This is a genomic window from Erwinia sp. 1181_3, from assembly GCF_052824965.1.
Genome location: NZ_VTDE01000017.1, coordinates 1 through 20507, shown reverse-complemented (window position 1 = coordinate 20507; position 20507 = coordinate 1). Strand labels below are relative to the sequence as shown.

Annotated in this window: 17 protein-coding genes and 1 pseudogene; 17 read left to right on the top strand and 1 reads right to left on the bottom strand. The window is 53.5% G+C overall.

The window, feature by feature from the left end; all coding sequences use genetic code 11:
- Positions 1-93: 93 nt before the first annotated feature.
- The 12 genes and pseudogenes from nrdH (at position 94) to emrB (ending at position 13259) form a co-directional block, all read left to right on the top strand.
- A complete protein-coding gene (gene nrdH / locus FY046_RS23040; protein ID WP_133845802.1) occupies positions 94-336 on the top strand; it encodes a glutaredoxin-like protein NrdH in 243 nt (80 codons plus the stop codon).
- Positions 337-340: 4 nt separating this feature from the next.
- Entirely contained in the window at positions 341-751 is a 411-nt protein-coding gene (nrdI, locus tag FY046_RS23035) for a class Ib ribonucleoside-diphosphate reductase assembly flavoprotein NrdI (RefSeq protein WP_133845801.1), read from the top strand.
- Entirely contained in the window at positions 724-2874 is a 2151-nt protein-coding gene (gene nrdE, locus FY046_RS23030; RefSeq protein WP_446186518.1) for a class 1b ribonucleoside-diphosphate reductase subunit alpha, read from the top strand. Before nrdI ends, nrdE begins: the two co-directional genes overlap by 28 nt.
- Before the next feature lie 242 nt (positions 2875-3116).
- Entirely contained in the window at positions 3117-4076 is a 960-nt protein-coding gene (nrdF, locus tag FY046_RS23025) for a class 1b ribonucleoside-diphosphate reductase subunit beta (RefSeq protein ID WP_446186517.1), read from the top strand.
- Between the two features lie 395 nt (positions 4077-4471).
- Positions 4472-5668 carry a glycine betaine/L-proline ABC transporter ATP-binding protein ProV gene (gene proV / locus FY046_RS23020; RefSeq protein ID WP_133845798.1) on the top strand — a complete coding sequence of 399 codons (1197 nt, stop codon included), beginning with the start codon at positions 4472-4474 and terminating at the stop codon, positions 5666-5668.
- Complete coding sequence (gene proW / locus FY046_RS23015; RefSeq protein ID WP_133845797.1) at positions 5665-6849, top strand: glycine betaine/L-proline ABC transporter permease ProW; 1185 nt, start codon at positions 5665-5667, stop codon at positions 6847-6849. The genes proV and proW overlap by 4 nt, the downstream gene beginning before the upstream one ends.
- Positions 6850-6868: 19 nt before the next feature.
- Entirely contained in the window at positions 6869-7864 is a 996-nt protein-coding gene (gene proX, locus FY046_RS23010) for a glycine betaine/L-proline ABC transporter substrate-binding protein ProX (protein WP_159338584.1), read from the top strand.
- A 223-nt stretch (positions 7865-8087) separates the two neighbouring features.
- Positions 8088-9272: an MFS transporter gene (locus tag FY046_RS23005; RefSeq protein WP_133845795.1), complete on the top strand. Its 1185-nt coding sequence runs from the start codon at positions 8088-8090 to the stop codon at positions 9270-9272.
- A 142-nt stretch (positions 9273-9414) separates the two neighbouring features.
- Positions 9415-9573, top strand: a pseudogene (locus tag FY046_RS23000) (branched-chain amino acid ABC transporter permease); the annotation flags it as partial.
- Between the two features lie 260 nt (positions 9574-9833).
- A complete protein-coding gene (gene mprA / locus FY046_RS22995) occupies positions 9834-10364 on the top strand; it encodes a transcriptional repressor MprA (protein WP_133845794.1) in 531 nt (176 codons plus the stop codon).
- 169 nt (positions 10365-10533) lie between these two features.
- Positions 10534-11706, top strand: coding sequence for a multidrug efflux MFS transporter periplasmic adaptor subunit EmrA (emrA, locus tag FY046_RS22990; protein ID WP_133845793.1), 1173 nt, complete (start codon positions 10534-10536; stop codon positions 11704-11706).
- Between the two features lie 17 nt (positions 11707-11723).
- Positions 11724-13259 (top strand): multidrug efflux MFS transporter permease subunit EmrB, encoded by a 1536-nt coding sequence (gene emrB / locus FY046_RS22985; protein ID WP_133845792.1) that lies wholly within the window; start codon positions 11724-11726, stop codon positions 13257-13259.
- Positions 13260-13350: 91 nt separating this feature from the next.
- On the opposite strand, the gene FY046_RS22980 is transcribed toward emrB, so the two are convergent.
- Positions 13351-14391 carry a tRNA/rRNA methyltransferase gene (locus FY046_RS22980; protein ID WP_133845791.1) on the bottom strand — a complete coding sequence of 347 codons (1041 nt, stop codon included), beginning with the start codon at positions 14389-14391 and terminating at the stop codon, positions 13351-13353.
- Between the two features lie 234 nt (positions 14392-14625).
- Here FY046_RS22980 and trxC point away from each other — a divergent pair, with 234 nt between their 5' ends.
- The 5 genes from trxC to FY046_RS22955 all read left to right on the top strand — a co-directional run bounded on the left by trxC (position 14626) and on the right by FY046_RS22955 (position 20413).
- A complete protein-coding gene (gene trxC / locus FY046_RS22975) occupies positions 14626-15045 on the top strand; it encodes a thioredoxin TrxC (RefSeq protein ID WP_133845790.1) in 420 nt (139 codons plus the stop codon).
- 63 nt (positions 15046-15108) lie between these two features.
- On the top strand, positions 15109-15801 hold the full coding sequence (locus FY046_RS22970; RefSeq protein ID WP_200644204.1) for a tRNA-uridine aminocarboxypropyltransferase: 693 nt from the start codon (positions 15109-15111) through the stop codon (positions 15799-15801).
- Between the two features lie 113 nt (positions 15802-15914).
- Entirely contained in the window at positions 15915-18584 is a 2670-nt protein-coding gene (locus tag FY046_RS22965) for a bifunctional acetate--CoA ligase family protein/GNAT family N-acetyltransferase (RefSeq protein ID WP_446186516.1), read from the top strand.
- Positions 18585-18683: 99 nt separating this feature from the next.
- A complete protein-coding gene (gene pssA / locus FY046_RS22960) occupies positions 18684-20039 on the top strand; it encodes a CDP-diacylglycerol--serine O-phosphatidyltransferase (RefSeq protein WP_159338589.1) in 1356 nt (451 codons plus the stop codon).
- A 53-nt stretch (positions 20040-20092) separates the two neighbouring features.
- Positions 20093-20413 (top strand): YfiM family lipoprotein, encoded by a 321-nt coding sequence (locus FY046_RS22955; RefSeq protein ID WP_159338588.1) that lies wholly within the window; start codon positions 20093-20095, stop codon positions 20411-20413.
- The last annotated feature ends 94 nt before the right edge of the window (positions 20414-20507 follow it).

Here is a 20507-nt window from a genome sequence, read left to right as displayed (position 1 = left end):
CCACACAACATGGTGTGGCAGTGGTGGCGCTTCCTGGGCAGTAAACTGGCGCCAGATACTCAAGATAACCAGCCCACAAGGTAAATACGAATCATGCGCATTATTATTTACACTAAAGATAACTGTGTCCAGTGCAATGCCACAAAAAATGCCATGGACAAGAAAGGCATCGATTATCAGTTGATCAATCTGGACAGCGAACCTGCACATGTGGAGACACTGAAGTCTCTCGGTTACCGCCAGGTGCCGGTGGTGATGGCTGAACAGGATCACTGGAGCGGTTTTCGTCCGGACAAAATCCATGCGCTGAGCCACCTGGCTGCGGCGCGGGGATGAGATCATGACCACGCTGGTTTACTTTTCCAGCCTGTCTGAAAATACCCATCGATTTATCACCCGTTTAAATCTGCCTGCTGTGCGTATTCCACTGGACTACGCGCAGTGCTTGCAGGTTGATCAGCCCTACATTCTGGTGGTGCCCAGCTACGGCGGCGGTACGGCTCAGGGTGCGGTCCCTAAACAGGTGATTCAGTTTTTGAATGACACCAATAATCGTCAGCTGATCCGCGGCGTTATCGCTGCTGGCAACCGCAATTTTGGCGAGGCTTACTGCCTGGCTGGCGACATTATTGCGCGAAAATGTCAGGTGCCTTATCTCTATCGCTTTGAGCTAATGGGCACCTCTGACGATATCGCTAACGTACACAAGGGAGTAACCCAATTTTGGCAGCGACAGACAGCACACTCATAGAGGCCACCGCAGCAACGCCGGATTACCATGCGCTTAATGCCATGCTTAATCTGTACGATGCTGAAGGTCATATTCAGTTCGAGAAAGATCGTGAGGCCACGCGTCAGTATTTTATCCAGCACGTGATCCCTAATAGCGTTCAGTTCGACTCTATTGCTGACCGTTTACAGTATCTGGTTTCCGAAGGCTATTACGAAGCTGACGTTCTGAATGCCTATCCGTTTGAGTTCGTCTGTTCGCTGTTTCAGCAGGCTTACGACCGTCGTTTCCGCTTCCAGACGTTTCTCGGTGCATGGAAGTTTTACACCAGCTATACGCTGAAAACCTTCGACGGAAAACGCTATCTGGAAGGCTTCACTGAACGCGTCTGCATGGTGGCCCTGACGCTGGCAAAAGGCGATCAGGCGCTCGCCCTGTCACTGACCGATGAAATTCTCGCTGGCCGCTTCCAGCCTGCCACGCCAACCTTCCTGAACTGCGGTAAGCAACAACGCGGTGAGCTGGTTTCCTGCTTCCTGCTGCGCATCGAAGACAATATGGAGTCGATTGGCCGTGCGGTGAACTCCGCGCTGCAACTCTCCAAACGCGGCGGTGGTGTTGCCTTCCTGCTGTCAAACCTGCGTGAGTCCGGTGCGCCAATCAAGCGCATCGAAAATCAGTCTTCCGGGGTGATCCCGGTGATGAAGATGCTGGAAGATGCCTTCTCCTACGCCAATCAGCTGGGTGCGCGCCAGGGCGCAGGGGCTGTCTATCTCAATGCGCACCACCCCGACATCCTGCGTTTTCTTGATACCAAGCGTGAAAACGCCGATGAAAAAATTCGTATCAAAACGCTGTCGCTTGGCGTGGTGATCCCGGATGTCACCTTCCAGCTGGCGAAAGACAACCAGCCGATGGCGCTGTTCTCGCCGTACGATGTCGAACGCATTTACGGCCTGCCCTTTGCCGATATCAGCATCAGCGAGAAGTATGACGAAATGCTGGCCGATGAGCGCATCCGTCGCACCTTTATTAATCCGCGCGAATTCTTCCAGACGCTGGCCGAAATCCAGTTTGAGTCCGGCTACCCGTACATTATGTTCGAAGATACGGTTAACCGCGCCAATCCGATTCATGGCCGCATCAATATGAGCAACCTGTGTTCGGAGATCTTGCAGGTCAATACCCCTACGGAATATAACGATGACCTCAGCTACAAGCGCATCGGTAAGGATATTTCCTGTAACCTCGGCTCGCTGAATATCGCCCATGCCATGGATTCTGTCGATTTCGCACGCACGGTGGAGATTGCTGTACGTGGCCTGACAGCGGTGTCAGATCAAAGCCATATCCATTCCGTGCCCTCCATTGAACAGGGCAATGCGCAGTCGCACGCTATCGGCCTGGGACAGATGAACCTGCATGGCTATCTGGCGCGTGAAAGCATTCAGTACGGTTCCGACGAAGGGCTGGATTTCACCAATATCTACTTCTATACCGTCACCTATCACGCGCTGCGCACCTCAAACCTGCTGGCGCGCGAACGTGGTGCCAGCTTTAGTGGCTTTGCCGACTCACGTTATGCCAGCGGTGAATACTTCAATCAATATGTAGAACAGAGCTGGCAGCCGCGCACGGCTCAGGTCGCTGCGCTGTTTGCCAAAACGGGGATCGCCATCCCTACGCAGGCACAATGGCAGGCACTGAAAGAATCGGTGATGCAGTACGGGCTGTATAACCAGAATTTACAGGCGATCCCACCGACCGGTTCGATTTCTTATATCAACCACGCCACATCGAGCATCCATCCGATTGTGTCGCGCATTGAAATCCGCAAGGAAGGAAAAACGGGCCGTGTCTATTACCCTGCGCCGTTTATGAACAACGATAACCAGGCGTTCTATCGTGATGCCTATGACATTGGCCCGGAAGCGATTATTGATACTTACGCGGAAGCCACGCGCCACGTGGATCAGGGACTGTCACTGACGCTGTTCTTCCGTGATACCGCCACCACGCGCGATATCAACAAAGCTCAGATTTACGCCTGGAAAAAAGGCATCAAGACGCTGTATTACATCCGTCTGCGCCAGATGGCACTGCAAGGCACCGAAGTTGAAGGCTGCGTGTCCTGCTCGCTGTAAAACATCGCTGTGGGAGGGCGAGGCATGCCTCGCCCCTACACATCATGCACAGCATGCCCCGAACCGTATTGCGTAGGGGTCAGGCATGCCGACCCGACAAATCGTGCACCACATGTACAGCACCGTATTGCGTAGGGGTCAGGCATGCCTGACCCGACAAATCGTACACCACATGTACAGCACCGTATTGCGTAGGGGTCAGGCATGCCTGACCCGTTAAGATCCGCTCCAGGAACAACAACATGAAATTAAAGAAAATTCACGCCATTAACTGGAACAAAATCGAAGACGACAAAGATCTGGAAGTGTGGAATCGCCTCACCAGCAATTTCTGGCTGCCCGAGAAAGTGCCACTTTCTAACGATATCCCCGCGTGGAACTCCCTGAATCACGATGAACAACAGCTGACGATCCGCGTGTTCACCGGCCTGACGCTGCTGGATACCATTCAGAACACCCTGGGCGCACCCGCGCTGATGGCTGACGCACTGACGCCGCATGAAGAAGCGGTGATGTCGAATATCAGCTTTATGGAAGCGGTCCATGCGCGTTCCTACAGCTCGATCTTCTCCACGCTTTGCCACACCAGCGATGTCGATGCTGCTTACGCCTGGAGCGAAGATAACGGTCCGTTGCAGCGCAAAGCCGAGATCATTCTTCAGCACTATTATGAGAACGATCCGCTGAAGAAAAAAATCGCCAGCGTGTTCCTTGAATCCTTCCTGTTTTATTCCGGTTTCTATCTGCCGATGTACTGGTCAAGTCGCGGCAAGCTGACGAACACCGCTGACCTTATCCGCCTGATTATTAAAGATGAAGCGGTTCACGGCTACTATATTGGCTACAAGTATCAGAAGGCGCTGGAGACGCAGAGTGCGCAGCGTAAAGAGGAGCTGCAACAGTTCGCCGTTGACCTCCTGCTGGCACTGTATGAGAACGAGCTGGAGTACACCGATGCCCTGTACGAAGGCGTAGGCTGGCAGGAAGATGTGAAGAAGTTCCTGCATTACAATGCCAACAAAGCCCTGATGAACCTCGGCTATGAGGCACTGTTCCCGTCAGAGATGACCGACGTGAACCCGGCGATCCTCTCTGCGTTGTCACCGAATGCCGATGAAAATCACGATTTCTTCTCTGGTTCCGGCTCCTCTTATGTGATGGGGAAAGCCGTCGATACCGAAGATGCCGACTGGGACTTTTAACCCTTTCAGAGATGGCTGTGACTGACAGCCATCTTTCTCCTCTTCCCGTTTTAATTAGTTATTAATTTTCAAACCTTCCCTCCTCTTTCAGCATCATCAATATGGCAGTTTTCTTACAATTATTTCCGTTGTCATAACGTCAGATAGCGAGCTAATTCAGCAGTCACTGAGATGTTTCTTAGCGAAATATTCATTTTTTTCAGACCAACTCAATTCGCTCTCATCCCTTACCTGCTCTGGCATTCGCCGGGACTGGCATCTCAATCAACATTTATGAACAGCCCATTTAGGGTTGTCTCAGATTCTCAGTGTGCTACGGTATAGGCCGTTAATATTTAACCACACAGAAGAGCAAATATATAAAACCAACCAATAACCAGGAAATTAATTAATGCATGGCTATTAAACTTGAAGTTAAAAATTTATATAAAGTTTTTGGGGAAAACCCCGAGCGCGCATTTAAGCACATTGAAAAAGGGATCAGTAAAGAGGCACTTCTGGAAAAAACCGGACTGTCTCTCGGCGTGAAAGACGCCAGTCTGGCCATTGAAGAAGGCGAGATTTTTGTCATCATGGGGTTGTCCGGTTCTGGGAAATCCACCATGGTTCGCCTTCTCAATCGTCTGATAGAACCCACCCGCGGCCAGGTCATCATTGATGGCGAAGATATTGCCAAAATATCTGACAGTGAATTACGCCAGGTTCGTAGAAATAAAATCAGCATGGTATTCCAATCCTTCGCACTGATGCCTCATATGACGGTATTAAATAATGCCGCCTTCGGGATGGAATTAGCCGGTATTCCTTTGCAAGAACGTCAGGAAAAAGCACTGGATGCATTACGTCAGGTTGGGCTGGATAATTATGCTCATGCCTACCCGGATGAACTCTCCGGAGGCATGCGTCAGCGTGTTGGATTAGCCCGTGCACTGGCCATCAATCCCGACATATTATTGATGGATGAAGCCTTCTCTGCACTCGATCCATTAATTCGTACCGAGATGCAGGATGAGCTGGTGAAATTACAGTCTCGCCACCAGCGTACTATCGTCTTTATTTCCCACGATCTTGATGAAGCAATGCGCATCGGTGACCGCATTGCGATCATGCAAGGCGGGGAAGTGATTCAGGTCGGTACGCCGGATGAAATTCTCAATAATCCCGCTAATGACTACGTGCGTACCTTCTTCCGTGGCGTCGATATCAGCCACGTGTTCAGTGCGAAAGATATTGCCCGCCGCAGTGCCGCAGCACTGATCCGTAAAGCCCCCGGTTTTGGCCCTCGTTCAGCGATCAAACTACTCCAGGATAATGACCGCGAATACGGTTATGTCCTGGAGAAACAACGATTCGTCGGCACCGTGTCGATTGATTCTCTGAAGGTGGCACTGGCCGCCGGCGAAGGCCTCGATCAGGCACTGCTGGAAAGCCCGGCGGCGATGCCTGCGGAGACGTCATTAAGCGATCTCCTCTCACATGTGGCGCAGGCCCCTTGTGCGGTGCCTATCGTGGGCGAAGAAGGTCAGTATGTGGGGATTATTTCCAAAGGAATGTTGTTGCAGGCATTAGACCGTGATGGAGGCCAGCCATGAGTGAACAAACCAGTAACCCGTGGGAGTCCGGCGCCACGCAGAATGCCGCACCCGCCACCAGCGCCCCAACGGACAGTAGCCAGGCTGCCGCCAGCAGCAGCGATCCCTGGGGTTCACCCACGGACGCGGCGACTACTCAGCCCGCACCGGATGCCGCCTCCAGCGGTGGTGACGCCTGGGGAACCGCCCCAGCCGGTGGCCATGATGCCGCAGCCAGCGGCGACTGGCTGAACAGTGCCCCGACCCCGCAGGTGGAACATTTTAATATTCTCGATCCGTTCCATAAAACCCTGATCCCGCTCGACAGCTGGGTAACCACCGCTATTGACTGGATTGTTGTCCACTTCCGTCCGCTGTTTCAGGGTATCCGCCTGCCGGTGGATTACATCCTCAGCGCCTTCCAGAACCTGCTGCTGGGCATGCCCGCGCCGGTGGCGATTATCGTATTTGCGCTGATCGCCTGGCAACTGTCCAGCTTCAGTATGGGCGTGGCCACGCTGGTCTCTCTGGTGGCGATTGGCGCGATAGGTGCCTGGTCACAAGCGATGGTAACACTGGCGCTGGTACTGACCGCCCTGCTGTTCTGCATCATTATCGGTCTGCCGATGGGGATCTGGCTGGCACGCAGCGAGCGAGCGGGCAAGATCATTCGCCCACTGCTGGATGCGATGCAGACCACGCCTGCGTTTGTCTACCTGGTGCCGATCGTGATGCTGTTCGGTATCGGTAATGTGCCGGGTGTGGTGGTGACGATTATCTTCGCCCTGCCACCGATTGTACGTCTGACCATTCTGGGTATTAAACAGGTGCCTGCCGATCTGATCGAAGCGGCAGAGTCGTTCGGCGCCAGCCCACGTCAGATGTTGTTCAAAGTACAGCTACCACTGGCGATGCCCACCATTATGGCGGGGGTCAATCAGACGCTGATGCTGGCACTGTCGATGGTAGTGATTGCCTCGATGATCGCCGTCGGTGGTCTCGGCCAGATGGTGCTGCGCGGTATCGGCCGCCTGGATATGGGGCTGGCCACCGTCGGTGGCGTCGGCATTGTGATTCTGGCGATTATTCTCGACCGCCTGACGCAGTCGCTGGGACGCGACAGCCGCAGTCGTGGCAACCGTCGCTGGTACGCCAGTGGCCCTCTGGGTCTGCTGACTCGCCCTTTCTGCAAAACCAAATAACAAAAAGGTACTGATGACTATGCGAAAAATAACACTGCTGGCCGCCGCGTTCACCACGCTGGCCGCCGCCCAGGTATCCGCCGCCGATCTGCCTGGTAAGGGTATTACCGTTAAGCCCGCACAGAGCACCATCACCGAAGAGACGTTCCAGACGCTGCTGGTCAGTCGTGCACTCACGAAGCTGGGCTACACCGTTGAAGCGCCGAGTGAAGTCGACTACAACGTGGCATACACCTCGATTGCGTCCGGCGACACCACCTTTATTGCCACTAACTGGAAACCGCTGCATGACGATATGTATAAAGCGGCAGGCGGTGACGCTAAATTCTATCGTCAGGGAACCTATGTGCAAGGGGCAGCCCAGGGCTACCTGATTGACAAAAAAACTGCCGAAAAATACCACATCACGCGTATCGATCAGTTGAAAGATCCGAAGCTGGCGAAACTGTTCGATACCAATGATGACGGTAAAGCCGATATGACCGGCTGTACGCCAGGCTGGGGCTGTGAAGCGGTGATTAATCACCAGATCAAGGCCTTTGATTTGACGAAGACCGTTGAGCATAACCAGGGTAACTACTCGGCGATGATCGCCGATACCATCACCCGCTTTAAAGAAGGTAAACCCATCTTCTATTACACCTGGACGCCATACTGGGTGAGTGATGTGCTGGTGCCAGGCCGTGATGTCGTCTGGTTGCAGGTGCCTTTCTCTTCGATGCCTGGCGAACAGAAAGACGTAGATACCAAGCTGCCTAACGGTGCGAACTACGGCTTCCCGGTGAACACTATGCACATCGTAGCCAATAAAGCCTGGGCTGAGAAAAACCCGGCGGCGGCAAAACTGTTTGCTGAGATGAAGCTGCCGATTGCCGATATCAATGCGCAGAACTCACGTATGCATCAGGGGCAGTCTTCTGAAGCCGATATCAACGCACACGTTGACGGCTGGATCAAAGCCCACCAGGCACAGTTTGATGGCTGGGTGAAAGACGCGCTGGCTGCGGGTAAATAATCACTCGCCAGGGGCAACCAGAACAACGGTTGTGCCATGAGCGTGAATCACCTTCAGACTGACGTAAGGGTCGACCTCTTTTTCGGTCGACCCTTTTCTTATCAGATAAAACAGGACAACCCTGCTGCCGAACTGGTTTGTCCTGTCAATTATCATGTGAGTGAAATAGTTTTTTAGGTTATTATTAGCCACTCAGATAATTCTCACACTCATACTGGTTGTTATGACATCCCCTCGTCCCGGCCTGAATTCTGCACTTGTCGCCCTGATGTCCATCGCTACAGGCTTATCCGTTGCCTGTAACTATTACGTGCAGCCCTTGCTGGCAACCATTGCTCAGACCTTCGATCTCTCATTCCATCAGGCAGGATTTATCGTCACCACCGCTCAGTTAGGCTATGCCGCCGGGCTGCTTCTGCTGGTGCCGCTTGGCGATATGCTTGAGCGCCGGGGGCTGATCGTCATCATGAGCCTGCTGGCAGCCGGCGGTATGGTGATCACTGCGCTGTCAGGTTCGCTGATGATGATGCTACTGGGCACCGTTCTGACCGGACTGTTTTCTGTGGTCGCGCAGCTTCTGGTGCCACTGGCTGCCAGTCTCGCGGCACCGGAAAAACGGGGAAAAGTCGTCGGCACTGTCATGAGCGGCCTGTTGCTGGGTATCCTGCTGGCGCGCACCGTTGCCGGGGGGCTGGCGCAGTTGGGCGGATGGAGACTGGTTTACTGGGTAGCGAGTGTATTGATGGTGATGATGGCACTGGCCTTGTGGCGCGGGTTGCCACGCTATAAGCAATCGGTTCCGTTAAATTATGGCCAGCTGCTGGGATCTATTTTCACCCTGTTCGCACAGCATCCGATATTGCGTACCCGTGCCATTACTGGCTGCCTGGCGTTTGCTAACTTCAGCGTACTGTGGACCTCAATGGCGTTTCTGCTGTCATCACCAGAGTGGAATTATTCTGAAGGCGAGATTGGTCTGCTGGGCCTGGTTGGCGCAGCGGGTGCCCTGGCAGCACGGCAAGCCGGGTCACTGGCCGATAAAGGCAAAGCCCGCCTGACCACCAGCGCTGGCCTGCTGATCCTGCTGGCTTCATGGGGCATTATCGCGTTTGGTGCGCACTCATTAATCGCTCTGATTATCGGGATTATCCTACTCGACCTGGCCGTACAGGGTGTGCATATTACCAATCAGAGCGTGATTTATCGTCATATGCCAGAAGCACGGAACCGACTGACGTCCGGGTATATGACCAGCTATTTTATCGGCGGTGCCGCCGGCTCACTGCTTTCCGCATCCGCTTTTCAGACGGCAGGCTGGTATGGTGTCTGCACCGTGGGTGCTCTGTTAACCTTAGTTAATCTATTTAACTGGTGGCGAAGTCATCATTATGAGGCTGAATTGCATTGATTTTTTGCAGTGAAAATGAATTTTTTTCAATGCCAGCGGCCTGTTAAGACATTTCGTACTCTGGTAAGGTTAGGCGCAATTTATTCAGGCTGGTGATGTTTTCAGATGAAATTATTCAGTAACAGTAGAGTAACATTTGCTCATGGCTGAGCTTCAGAACCCGGTTAAAAATGAAAATCGTCCGCGCGCCAGCTGGCGTGAAGGCGCCACAGACAGTCTGCCAATTGTTATTGGCTACCTGCCTGTGGCATTTGCCTTTGGTCTGAATGCCTCCCGCCCTGGTTTTACTCCAACTGAAGCCTCTGTTTCATCTTCGTCACTGACCGATATTTTCGCGATTTTGCCAACCCTTGTGGGTTTCGGCTTGCTGAGTATTACCTTCAATTTTTCGCGCAGCATTGTTTTTTCAATGCTGTTGAGCGCCCTGGGTTATGGAGTGACCTGGAAACTACTGATGATGGCAGCATAAACGTGAGTGAATCACCGTCTGCAGAGAAGTGGAATTACTTTATTAATCATCATTGTTATTATACCAGTTGCAACTAGTGAGGTTCCTACATAATGGAAAGTTCGTTTACTCCCATTGAACAGATGCTGAATTTTCGCGCTAATCGTCAGAAAGATTTCCCGTTACAGGAAATTATGCTGACCCGTCTGTGTATGCACATGCAGAGTAAGTTGCTGGAAAACCGCAACAAAATGCTGAAGGCACAGGGGATCAACGAAACGCTGTTTATGGCATTAATTACGCTGGATGCGCAGGAAGATCACAGCATTCAACCATCAGAACTGAGTTCTGCGCTAGGCTCATCCCGCACTAACGCCACGCGTATTGCCGATGAGCTGGAAAAACGCGGCTGGATTGAGCGTCGTGAAAGTGATAACGATCGCCGTTGTCTGCATCTGCATCTGACGCCAAAAGGACACGAGTTCCTGCGCCAGTTGCTGCCACCACAGCATCAGTGCCTGCAATTATTGTGGTCTGCACTGAGCTCATCAGAAAAATCACAGCTTGAGGGAATCACCCGCAAACTGTTGACCCGCCTCGATAAAATGGATGAAGAGGAAGTTGTCGCCTCCCTTTCCAGATAATTGATCCACTAATAGCATAATGTGCGACACACCATTTATTGGAAATCGCTACTTTAAGCCCCTTTAGAACACATTCATGCCAGCGCTTACCCCGCTGGCATTTTAGACTCGGGCGATCGCGCGTATTGATGATAGCGGCCCCCGAATGGCAGAGAATCAGGAGAACATCATGAGTGCAAGCGCGGTGACACAAGACCCGCAGCAGCCACGCAATAAGAAAAAGACGCGCAAAAATGCACTGATTTTTCTGGCTGTACTGTTCGTCATTATCGGGGTGGCTTATCTGACGTACTGGTTCCTGGTATTACGTCATTTTCAGGAAACAGACGATGCCTATATTGCCGGAAACCAGGCGCAGGTGATGGCGCAAGTCTCCGGTAGCGTCAATAAAGTCTGGTTTGACGATACTGACTTCGTGAAAAAAGGCGATGTGCTGGTCACGCTGGATCGTACCGATGCTGAGCAGGCTTTCGAGAAAGCGCAGACGGCACTGGCAACCAGCGTACGTCAGACGCACCAGTTGATTATCAATGGCAGGCAGTATCAGGCCACTATCGGCTTGCAGAAAACGGCCCTCGAACAGGCTCAGGCAGATTTACGTCGTCGTGAGCCGCTGGGTGCATCTAACCTGATTGGCAAAGAAGATCTGCAACATGCGCGTGATGCGGTTGCCACAGCGAAAGCTCAGCTTGATGTGGCGATGCAGCAGTACAACGCAAACCAGGCGATGATTCTGGATACGTCACTGGAAAACCAACCCGCAGTGAAACAGAACGCCGCCGCCCTGCGTGATGCCTGGCTGGCATTGCAACGTACCAACATCATCAGCCCCATTGATGGCTATGTGTCGCGCCGCAGCGTGCAGGTAGGTTCACAAATCGGTACAACCACGCCGCTGCTGGCGATTGTTCCGGCCAATAATCTGTGGGTGGATGCTAACTTCAAAGAGACGCAACTGGCAGGCGTTCGTATCGGCCAGCCAGCCACAGTGGTCAGTGATATCTACGGTGATGACGTGGTGTATAAGGGCAAAGTGGTCGGCCTTGATATGGGAACGGGCAGCGTGTTCTCCCTGTTACCGGCACAAAATGCTACCGGCAACTGGATCAAAGTCGTTCAGCGTCTGCCTGTACGTATCGAACTTGACCCACAGGAAGTGGCGAAACATCCACTGCGCATTGGCCTGTCGACGCTGGTCAAAATCGATACCAGCAACAGTGAAGGTGCCGTACTCGCCACCAGCGTACGCAGCAAGCCTGCCTACGAAAGTGATGCTCTGGCACTGGACCTGACGCCAGCGAATCAGCTGATTAGCGATATTATCCGTGCCAATGCCGGCTAAAACGGCGGGAGACTGTTATGGCGCGTAAACCGCTTGAAGGCGCGCAACTGGTTCTGATGACCATTGCGCTGTCGCTGGCTACTTTTATGCAGGTGCTGGATTCCACGATTGCTAACGTGGCGATCCCCACCATCGCCGGGAACCTGGGGGCCTCGAACTCCCAGGGGACCTGGGTGATCACCTCGTTTGGCGTAGCTAACGCAATTTCGATTCCGATCACCGGCTGGCTGGCCAAGCGTTTCGGGGAAGTGAAACTGTTCCTGTGGTCGACGGTGGCCTTCGTCATCGCCTCCTGGCTATGTGGCATGTCTGAAAGCCTGAGCATGCTGATCTTCTTCCGCGTGATCCAGGGGATCGTCGCGGGCCCTTTGATCCCGCTGTCACAAAGCCTGCTGTTAAGTAATTACCCCCCCGCAAAACGCAGTGTGGCACTGTCACTGTGGGCAATGACCGTGATCGTTGCGCCGATCTGCGGCCCTATTCTGGGTGGCTGGATCAGTGATAACTATCACTGGGGATGGATCTTCTTTATCAACGTGCCTATCGGCGTGGTGGTGGTGATCCTGGCTTTACAGACATTACGTCATCGCGAAACGGAAACGGTCATCCGTCCGATAGATACCGTCGGTCTGGTGCTACTGGTGGTCGGTATCGGCTGTCTGCAGGTCATGCTGGATCGCGGTAAAGAGCTGGACTGGTTCAGTTCCCCTGAAATCATCACATTAACGGTCATCGCCGTCGTAGCCCTGGCGGTGCTACTGGTGTGGGAGTTGACCGACGACCACCCGATCGTGGATTTGTCACTGTTCAAATCGCGCAATTTCACCATCGGCTGCCTGTCGATCAGCCTTGCCTATATGCTCTATTTCGGTTCAATCGTTCTGCTGCCGCAACTGTTGCAGGAGGTTTACGGTTATACGGCAACCTGGGCGGGGCTGGCCTCGGCACCGGTGGGGATTATTCCGGTCATACTGTCACCCATTATCGGCCGCTTTGCGCATAAGCTCGATATGCGACGGCTGGTGACATTCAGCTTCATTATGTATGCAGTGTGCTTCTACTGGCGCGCCTATACTTTTGAACCGGGAATGGACTTTGCTGCCTCCGCCTGGCCGCAGTTTATCCAGGGGTTTGCGGTGGCCTGCTTCTTTATGCCACTGACAACCATTACCCTTTCGGGGCTGCCACCGGAAAGACTGGCGGCGGCATCCAGCCTGTCGAATTTTACCCGAACGCTGGCGGGTTCGATTGGCACCTCGATTACCACCACCATGTGGACCGATCGTGAGTCGCTGCATCATGCTCATCTGACGGAATCGATAACGCCATACAATACAAACGCGCAACAGATGTACGCGAAGCTGGAACAAATGGGGATGACCCATGACCAGGCATCAGCCTACCTTGCACAGCAGATCACCAATCAGGGGCTCATCATCTCAGCCAATGAGATCTTCTGGGCTTCTGCGGGGGTGTTTATCCTGCTGCTGGTGCTGGTGTGGTTTGCCCGTCCGCCGTTTGGTGCGGGTGGGGGCGGGGGCGGCGCCCATTAAAAAGGGGCAGATCATTGATCTGCCCCTGGAATCAGGGGGTGGCCTGTTTGACGGGCCACCCCTTTTTTATTGCCGTTCGTTCATGGCTACATCAAACGTTCTGACGCCACCATTCGGCCAGCAGTACACCGGTTGCGACGGAAACGTTCAGACTTTCCACTTTCCCGGTACCACCGATAGAAACACTCAGGTCACCCTGGTCGAAGGTGCTGTCAGACAGACCATCACGTTCCTGACCCAGTACCAGTACCATTTTTGCCGGCAGTTCAGCTCGTGAGAGCGGCACACCTTTATGGCTGGACGTGGTAACAATGGTATAGCCTGCTTTACGGAACGCGCTCAGGCCCGCAGCAAAGTTCTCGCCGCTAATCGCCTGAACATGCTCTGCACCACCTTCAGCGGTACGCACAGCGGCGCCCGACTCCAGCAGGGAAGCATCATCCACCAGCAAACCTTTCACACCAAAGTGTGCGCAGCTACGCATAATGCCGCCGAGGTTGTGCGGGTTGCCGATATCTTCCAATGCCAGCACGCAATCTTTCTCACCGGCTGTTGCCAGCCATTCGCTAACGGGCATGCCCACGCGTTTTTTGATCAGGAAGCAAACACCGCCGTGGTGTTCAGTGCCGGAAGCTTTCTGCAGCTCGGCTTCATCCACAGTGTGGTAAGCCTTGCGGTTCGCCGCCATATATTTTAACGCTTCACGAAAACGCGGTGTGACGCTCTGGATAAACCAGGCACGCACAATACTTTCCGGACGGCTCTGGAACAGGGCCTGGCAGGCATTTTCGCCATACACACGCGTCTCTTCCATACGCTGACGGCGTATCTGCTCGGGATCGATATAACTTTTACCGCTGATGCCACCATGGTCCGGTTTATCATCAACAGCGGGTGCAGCATTTGGCGCACGGGAAACGGTACGCCACGGAGAGTCAGAGTGCCCTTCGTCGCGATCGCGCCCGCCACGTGGCTTGCTGTCTGCATTACGTGAAGGACGGCGTGCGCCATCCTGCTGACGTGGGCCGCCTTTACCGGTACGGGGATTCCCGCCCTTGTTGCTGCTCTCGTCATCACCGCGGACATACATCACTTTGACCTTGCCGCTCTTACCTTTAAATTCGTCGTTCATTTTTCCTCCACCTGGCCTGAGCGCGAAGCGCGCAGATTACCTGATGTGGCAGCACTTAGCTATCAACTTCCAATAAAAGCCAGTAGCCGCTAATCCGCATCATTGTTATGAGACATTACCTATTATACCCATTGAACAAATCTCGTTGTTAGCCTCTTCACCCGACAGCATAATGTTGGCTGATTTACTAAGAATTGCAGTAAGTAATCACTTACTCCTGAACTGAGGTGAATAATGAATACGGTTTGTGCATCCTGCCAGGCGACCAACCGCGTACCGGCTGAACGGCTGACTGACGGCGCCAAGTGCGGCCGCTGTGGTCATGTGCTGTTTGACGGCCATGTGGTCAATGCCACCGCCGCGACGCTGGACAAATACCTGCAGGATGACCTGCCGGTAGTGATCGACTTCTGGGCGCCCTGGTGCGGCCCGTGCGTTAATTTTGCCCCGGTGTATGAATCGGTGGCGCAGGAACGTAACGGTAAGATTCGTTTCCTGAAAGTGAATACCGAAGCTGAGCCAGAACTGAGTGCACGCTTTCGCATCCGCAGCATTCCGACCATTATGGTGTTTAAACAGGGCCAGATGGCGGATATGTTAAACGGTGCGATGCCAAAAGCGCCTTTCGAAGCCTGGCTGGACGAAAATCTGTAACCATCTGGCCGGGCACGCCCGGCCAGAATCCGTTAGAATAGCGTTTTTCCTTGATGACCGATCATGACCGATAACGCTGTTCTGTTGCTGCGCGCTGCACGCCTTGCCCGAGCCACCCGTCCTTTCCTTGCCCGAGGTAATCGCATTACGCGCTGCCAGCGTTGTCTGCTGCCGCAAAAAAATTGCCTGTGCGACACCATTGATAGCCAGCAGGCACGCAGCCGCTTTTGTCTGGTAATGTTTGACAGCGAACCCCTGAAACCCAGTAACACCGGACGGCTGATCGCAGATATTCTGCCGGATACGCTGGCGTTTGGCTGGTCGCGGACCGAACCCGATGCCGCCCTGCTTGAAGCCGTACGCGACCCGCGTTATCAGCCCGTTGTCGTTTTCCCGGAATCCTATGCCGACGCTGGCCGTGCAGTACTGAACAGCCCACCCACCAGCGGAAAACCACCGCTGTTTATCATGCTGGACGGCACCTGGACCGAAGCGCGTAAAATGTTTCGCAAAAGCCCGTGGCTGGACACTCTCCCGGTGATGTCGCTGACTCTGACCCGCCCTTCTAACTATCAGTTACGCGTCGCTCACGCCGAAGGCCAGCACTGCACGGCAGAAGTCGCCGCCGAGTTGCTGTTACAGGCGGGCGACACCGCTGCGGGTGAGGCCCTGTTTCGCCACTTTGATCTGTTCCGCCAACGTTACCTCGCTGGAAAACCCCATCACCCACAGCAGATGGCTGAAAATGATGAATAAATTCTGGCTGCGATCAATTAACTGATACGCAATCCAGCATCTTCGTCAGACCCGGAGTAAACTCAAGCTACTTTGCCCGGCAGCATAGCGGGTCATTCTCGAAGGGAGCGGAGATGAGTCAACGAGGATTAGAAGCCCTGCTTAAACCGAAATCTATTGCGGTGATCGGTGCCTCCACCCGGCCTGAACGTGCCGGCTATCTGATGATGCGTAACCTGCTGGCCGGGGGATTCAGTGGGCCGGTACTCCCGGTGACGCCCAAATATCAGGCGGTTTGTGGCGTGCTGGCATGGCCTGATATTCCCAGCCTGCCACTCTCTCCCGATCTCGCCATTATCTGCACCCATGCAAAACGCAATCTCGAGCTGCTCACGGCGCTGGGCGAACGTGGCTGTAAAGCCTGTATCATTCTCTCTGCTCCTGCCGAGCAGCTTGCTGAACTGAAAGCCTGTGCCAGCCGCTGGCAAATTCGACTTCTTGGGCCTAACAGCCTGGGTTTGCTTGCGCCGTGGCAGGGGCTGAATGCCAGCTTCTCCCCGGTGCCTATTACCCCTGGCAAACTGGCTTTTATTTCCCAGTCTGCGGCGGTGTCCAATACCATTCTTGACTGGGCGCAACAGCGACAACTGGGTTTCTCCTGGTTTATCGCATTAGGTGACAGCCTGGATATTGATGCCGATGATCTGCTGGACTTCCTGGCGAGAGACGGGAAAACCAGCGCTATTTTGTTGTACCTTGAGCATCTCAGCGATGCCCGTCGTTTTGTTTCTGCGGCACGTAGCGCTTCGCGTAATAAGCCGATTCTGGTGATTAAAAGTGGCCGCAGCCCTCATGCCCAAAAGTTACTAAAAACCCACGGTGGGATGGACGCCGCCTGGGATGCCGCCATTCAACGTGCGGGTCTATTGCGTGTGCAGGATACCCATGAACTGTTCTCCGCGGTGGAGACACTCAGCCATATGCGCCCACTACGTGGTGAGCGGTTGATGATCATCAGTAACGGTGCGGCACCGGCGGCACTGGCACTGGATGCACTCTATGCCCGTAACGGTAAGCTTGCTACGCTGAGTGAGTCTTTACTTACTGAAATGGCCTCACTGCTCCCGGAAGGTGTCACGCCAGGTAACCCGCTCGATCTGAAAGATGATGCCACCCCGGAGCACTATTTACAGGCATTGTCCCTGCTGCTCTCCAGCCATGACCTGGATGCCATTTTGATCATTCATGCGCCCAGCGCAGTCGCACCGCCCACACTGACAGCCCAGAAGATTATCGCCCTGGTGAAACAGCATCCGCGCGGTAAACAGCTCACCTTGCTGACCAACTGGTGTGGTGAGTATTCATCACTGGACGCACGTCGTCTGTTTAATGATGCCGGTATTCCAACGTATCGCACCCCCGAAGGGACGGTGACGGCCTTTATGCATATGGTAGAGTACCGCCGTAACCAGAAACAGCTACGTGAAACGCCTGCATTGCCCGCCAACCTGACCGCAAATACCACCGATGCACATCGTTTGATCCATCAGGCATTAAAAGACGGTGCCACCTCGCTGGATACGCATGAAGTTCAGCCTATTCTGCAAGCCTTCGGCCTGACCACACTTCCCACCTGGATTGCCAGCGACAGCGCAGAAGCCGTGCAGATCGCCGGGCAGATTGGCTATCCGGTAGCGCTGAAACTGCGCTCGCCGGATATTCCGCATAAATCTGAGGTGCAGGGGGTAATGTTATATCTGCGTACCCCGGACGAGGTACAACAGGCCGCCGAAGCCATTATCGATCGCGTGAAGCTCGCCTGGCCGCAGGCACGCATCCAGGGATTGCTGGTACAAAGCATGGCGAACCGCGCCGGAGCGCAGGAACTGCGCATCGTGGTAGAGCAGGACCCGCTGTTCGGGCCGGTGATTATGCTGGGAGAAGGCGGAGTGACCTGGCATGCCGACAAGCAAGCGGTTATCGCCCTGCCGCCGCTGAATATGACTCTGGCTCGCTATCTGGTGATTCAGGCCATTAAGAAGGGAAAAATACGTGGCCGCAGCGCGCTTCATCCACTGGATATTGTGGGCCTGAGCCAGGTGCTGGTCAGGGTATCCAACATGGTGGTTGACTGCCCGGAAATCGTGCGGCTTGATATTCATCCGTTACTGGCCAGTCATGATGAATTTACCCTGCTGGATGTGACGCTCCAGCTGGCTGAGTTCAGCGGAGATGCCGAAGGCAGGCTGGCGATCCGCCCTTATCCTCATGAACTGGAAGAGGCCGTGCAGTTAAAAAATGGCCAGCAGTGTCTGTTCCGGCCTATTCTCCCGGAGGATGAACCGCTGCTGCAGCAGTTTATTGCTCAGGTAACGAAAGAAGATCTCTACTACCGCTATTTTAGTGAGATCAACGAGTTCACCCATGACGATTTGGCTAACATGACGCAGATCGACTACGATCGTGAAATGGCGATTGTCGCAGTACGTCAGCATCAGGGGCAGGATGAGATCATCGGCGTGACCCGTGCCATCTCTGATGCCGATAACATTGATGCCGAATTTTCGGTATTGGTACGCTCAGATTTGAAAGGACTTGGCCTCGGCAGGCGTCTGCTGGAAAAGATGATCATCTATACCCGGCAGCATGGTTTACAGCAGTTGAACGGCATTACCATGCCGGGTAACAGAGGTATGGTCACTCTGGCACGTAAGCTGGGTTTTGCCATCGATATCCAACTTGAAGATGGCATTGTCGGCCTGTCACTGCTGTTGCAAAACGCTCACACAGGCGACGAAAAGTAAATCTGATAGCATCATGACCAACTAGTGGTATTATTCGCGGTTAGGGTCATGATTTTATGGCAAAAGGCCATTCTATGAACAGAGAAGAAACGCACTGTGATGTTGTCAAAATTTAAACGCAATAAACACCAACAGCACCTTGCGCAACTGCCTAAAATAGCTCAGTCAGTTGCTGATTTCACCACGCTGTATTCACCCGCAGAATTTCGCGAAACGCTGCTGGAAAAAATTGCGTCTGCCACACGGCGTATCTGCATAGTGGCCCTCTATCTGGAAAATGATGAGGGTGGTCGCGCCATCCTGTCTGCACTTTATGCAGCAAAACAGCAGCGCCCTGAACTGGATATTCGCGTTCTGGTCGACTGGCATCGTGCACAGCGTGGGCGCATCGGCGCGGCGGCCGGAGCAACCAATGCCGACTGGTATTGTGACATGGCGGCTCAACACCCCGGTCTGGCGATTCCAGTCTATGGTATCCCGGTCAATACGCGTGAAGCACTCGGTGTTTTACACCTGAAGGGCTCCATCATTGATGATACCGTGCTGTATACCGGGGCCAGTTTTAACGATGTGTATCTGCATCAGCAAGACAGATATCGCTATGACCGCTACCAGTTGATCGGTAATCGCACGCTGGCAGATACCATGTTTGACTGGATTGAAAACAATCTGATCCAGGCGGAAGCGGTCAATCGTCTTGACCAGTATGAGCGGCCAAAAAGCCCGGAAATAAAAAATGAAACCCGGCAATTCCGTCAGGATTTGCGTGGCTTCGACTACCAGTTTAACGGGGATGCCAACAACGAAGAGCTGGCGGTTACGCCTCTGGTTGGCCTCGGTAAACGTAGTCTTCTGAACAAAACCATCTATCATCTGATGCCTTGCGCAGAGCAGAAGCTGACGATCTGTACACCTTACTTCAATCTGCCCGCTATTCTGGTGCGTAACATTATCTATCTGTTACGACAGGGCAAAGATGTCGAGATTATTGTTGGCGACAAAACGGCGAACGATTTCTATATCCCGGAAGATCAGCCATTCAAGATCATCGGCGCGCTGCCTTATCTGTATGAAATTAACCTGCGTCGTTTCCTTAGCCGCTTACAGTATTATGTCAACAGTGGGCAACTCACCGTACGCTTGTGGAAAGATGGTGAGAATAGCTACCACCTCAAAGGGCTGTGGGTTGATGACGAATGGATGATGGTCACGGGGAATAACCTGAATCCGCGCGCCTGGCGCCTGGATCTGGAAAATGCTGTACTGATCCACGATCCCCTCCAACAACTGACCGCGCAGCGCGATCACGAGCTAAACCTGATCCGTCAACATACCACCACCGTGCAGCATTTCCACGATCTGGAAAGCATTGCGGATTATCCGGTGAAAGTTCGTAAGCTTATCCGCCGCTTACGACGTATTCGTATCGATCGGTTAATCAGCCGTATTCTGTAATCTGCCTCTGTTTTCGCGCCCCGCTCAGCCGGGGCTTTTTTATGGGAGGATGTATGCGTATCTGCCTGCTTGCTGCTGTATTATTTTGCAGTGGCTGTACTCATATGGCCCAGGATGAGTGGACCGGGCGTGATAAAGCCCAGCATTTTCTCTCATCCGCTTTTCTTTCAGCCGCCGGAAACGCCTATGGAGAACATCAAAACTGGCGTGAAGGCCATAGCGGCAGCTTCGGGGTGATGTTTGCAATTAGCCTCGGTGCGGTAAAAGAGCTGTACGATAGCAGAGAGGGTGGAAGCGGCTGGAGCTGGAAGGATTTTAGCTGGGATGTCGCCGGTGCTGCCACCGGTTATGCATTATGGAACCTGGGTCAGTAGTGACAGCTTCAGACTATTTCGTGTCAGATCGGCGATGATCGCCAGATTCAAAGCACAAAAAAGCCTCATACTTTCGTATGAGGCTTGTCTGCTT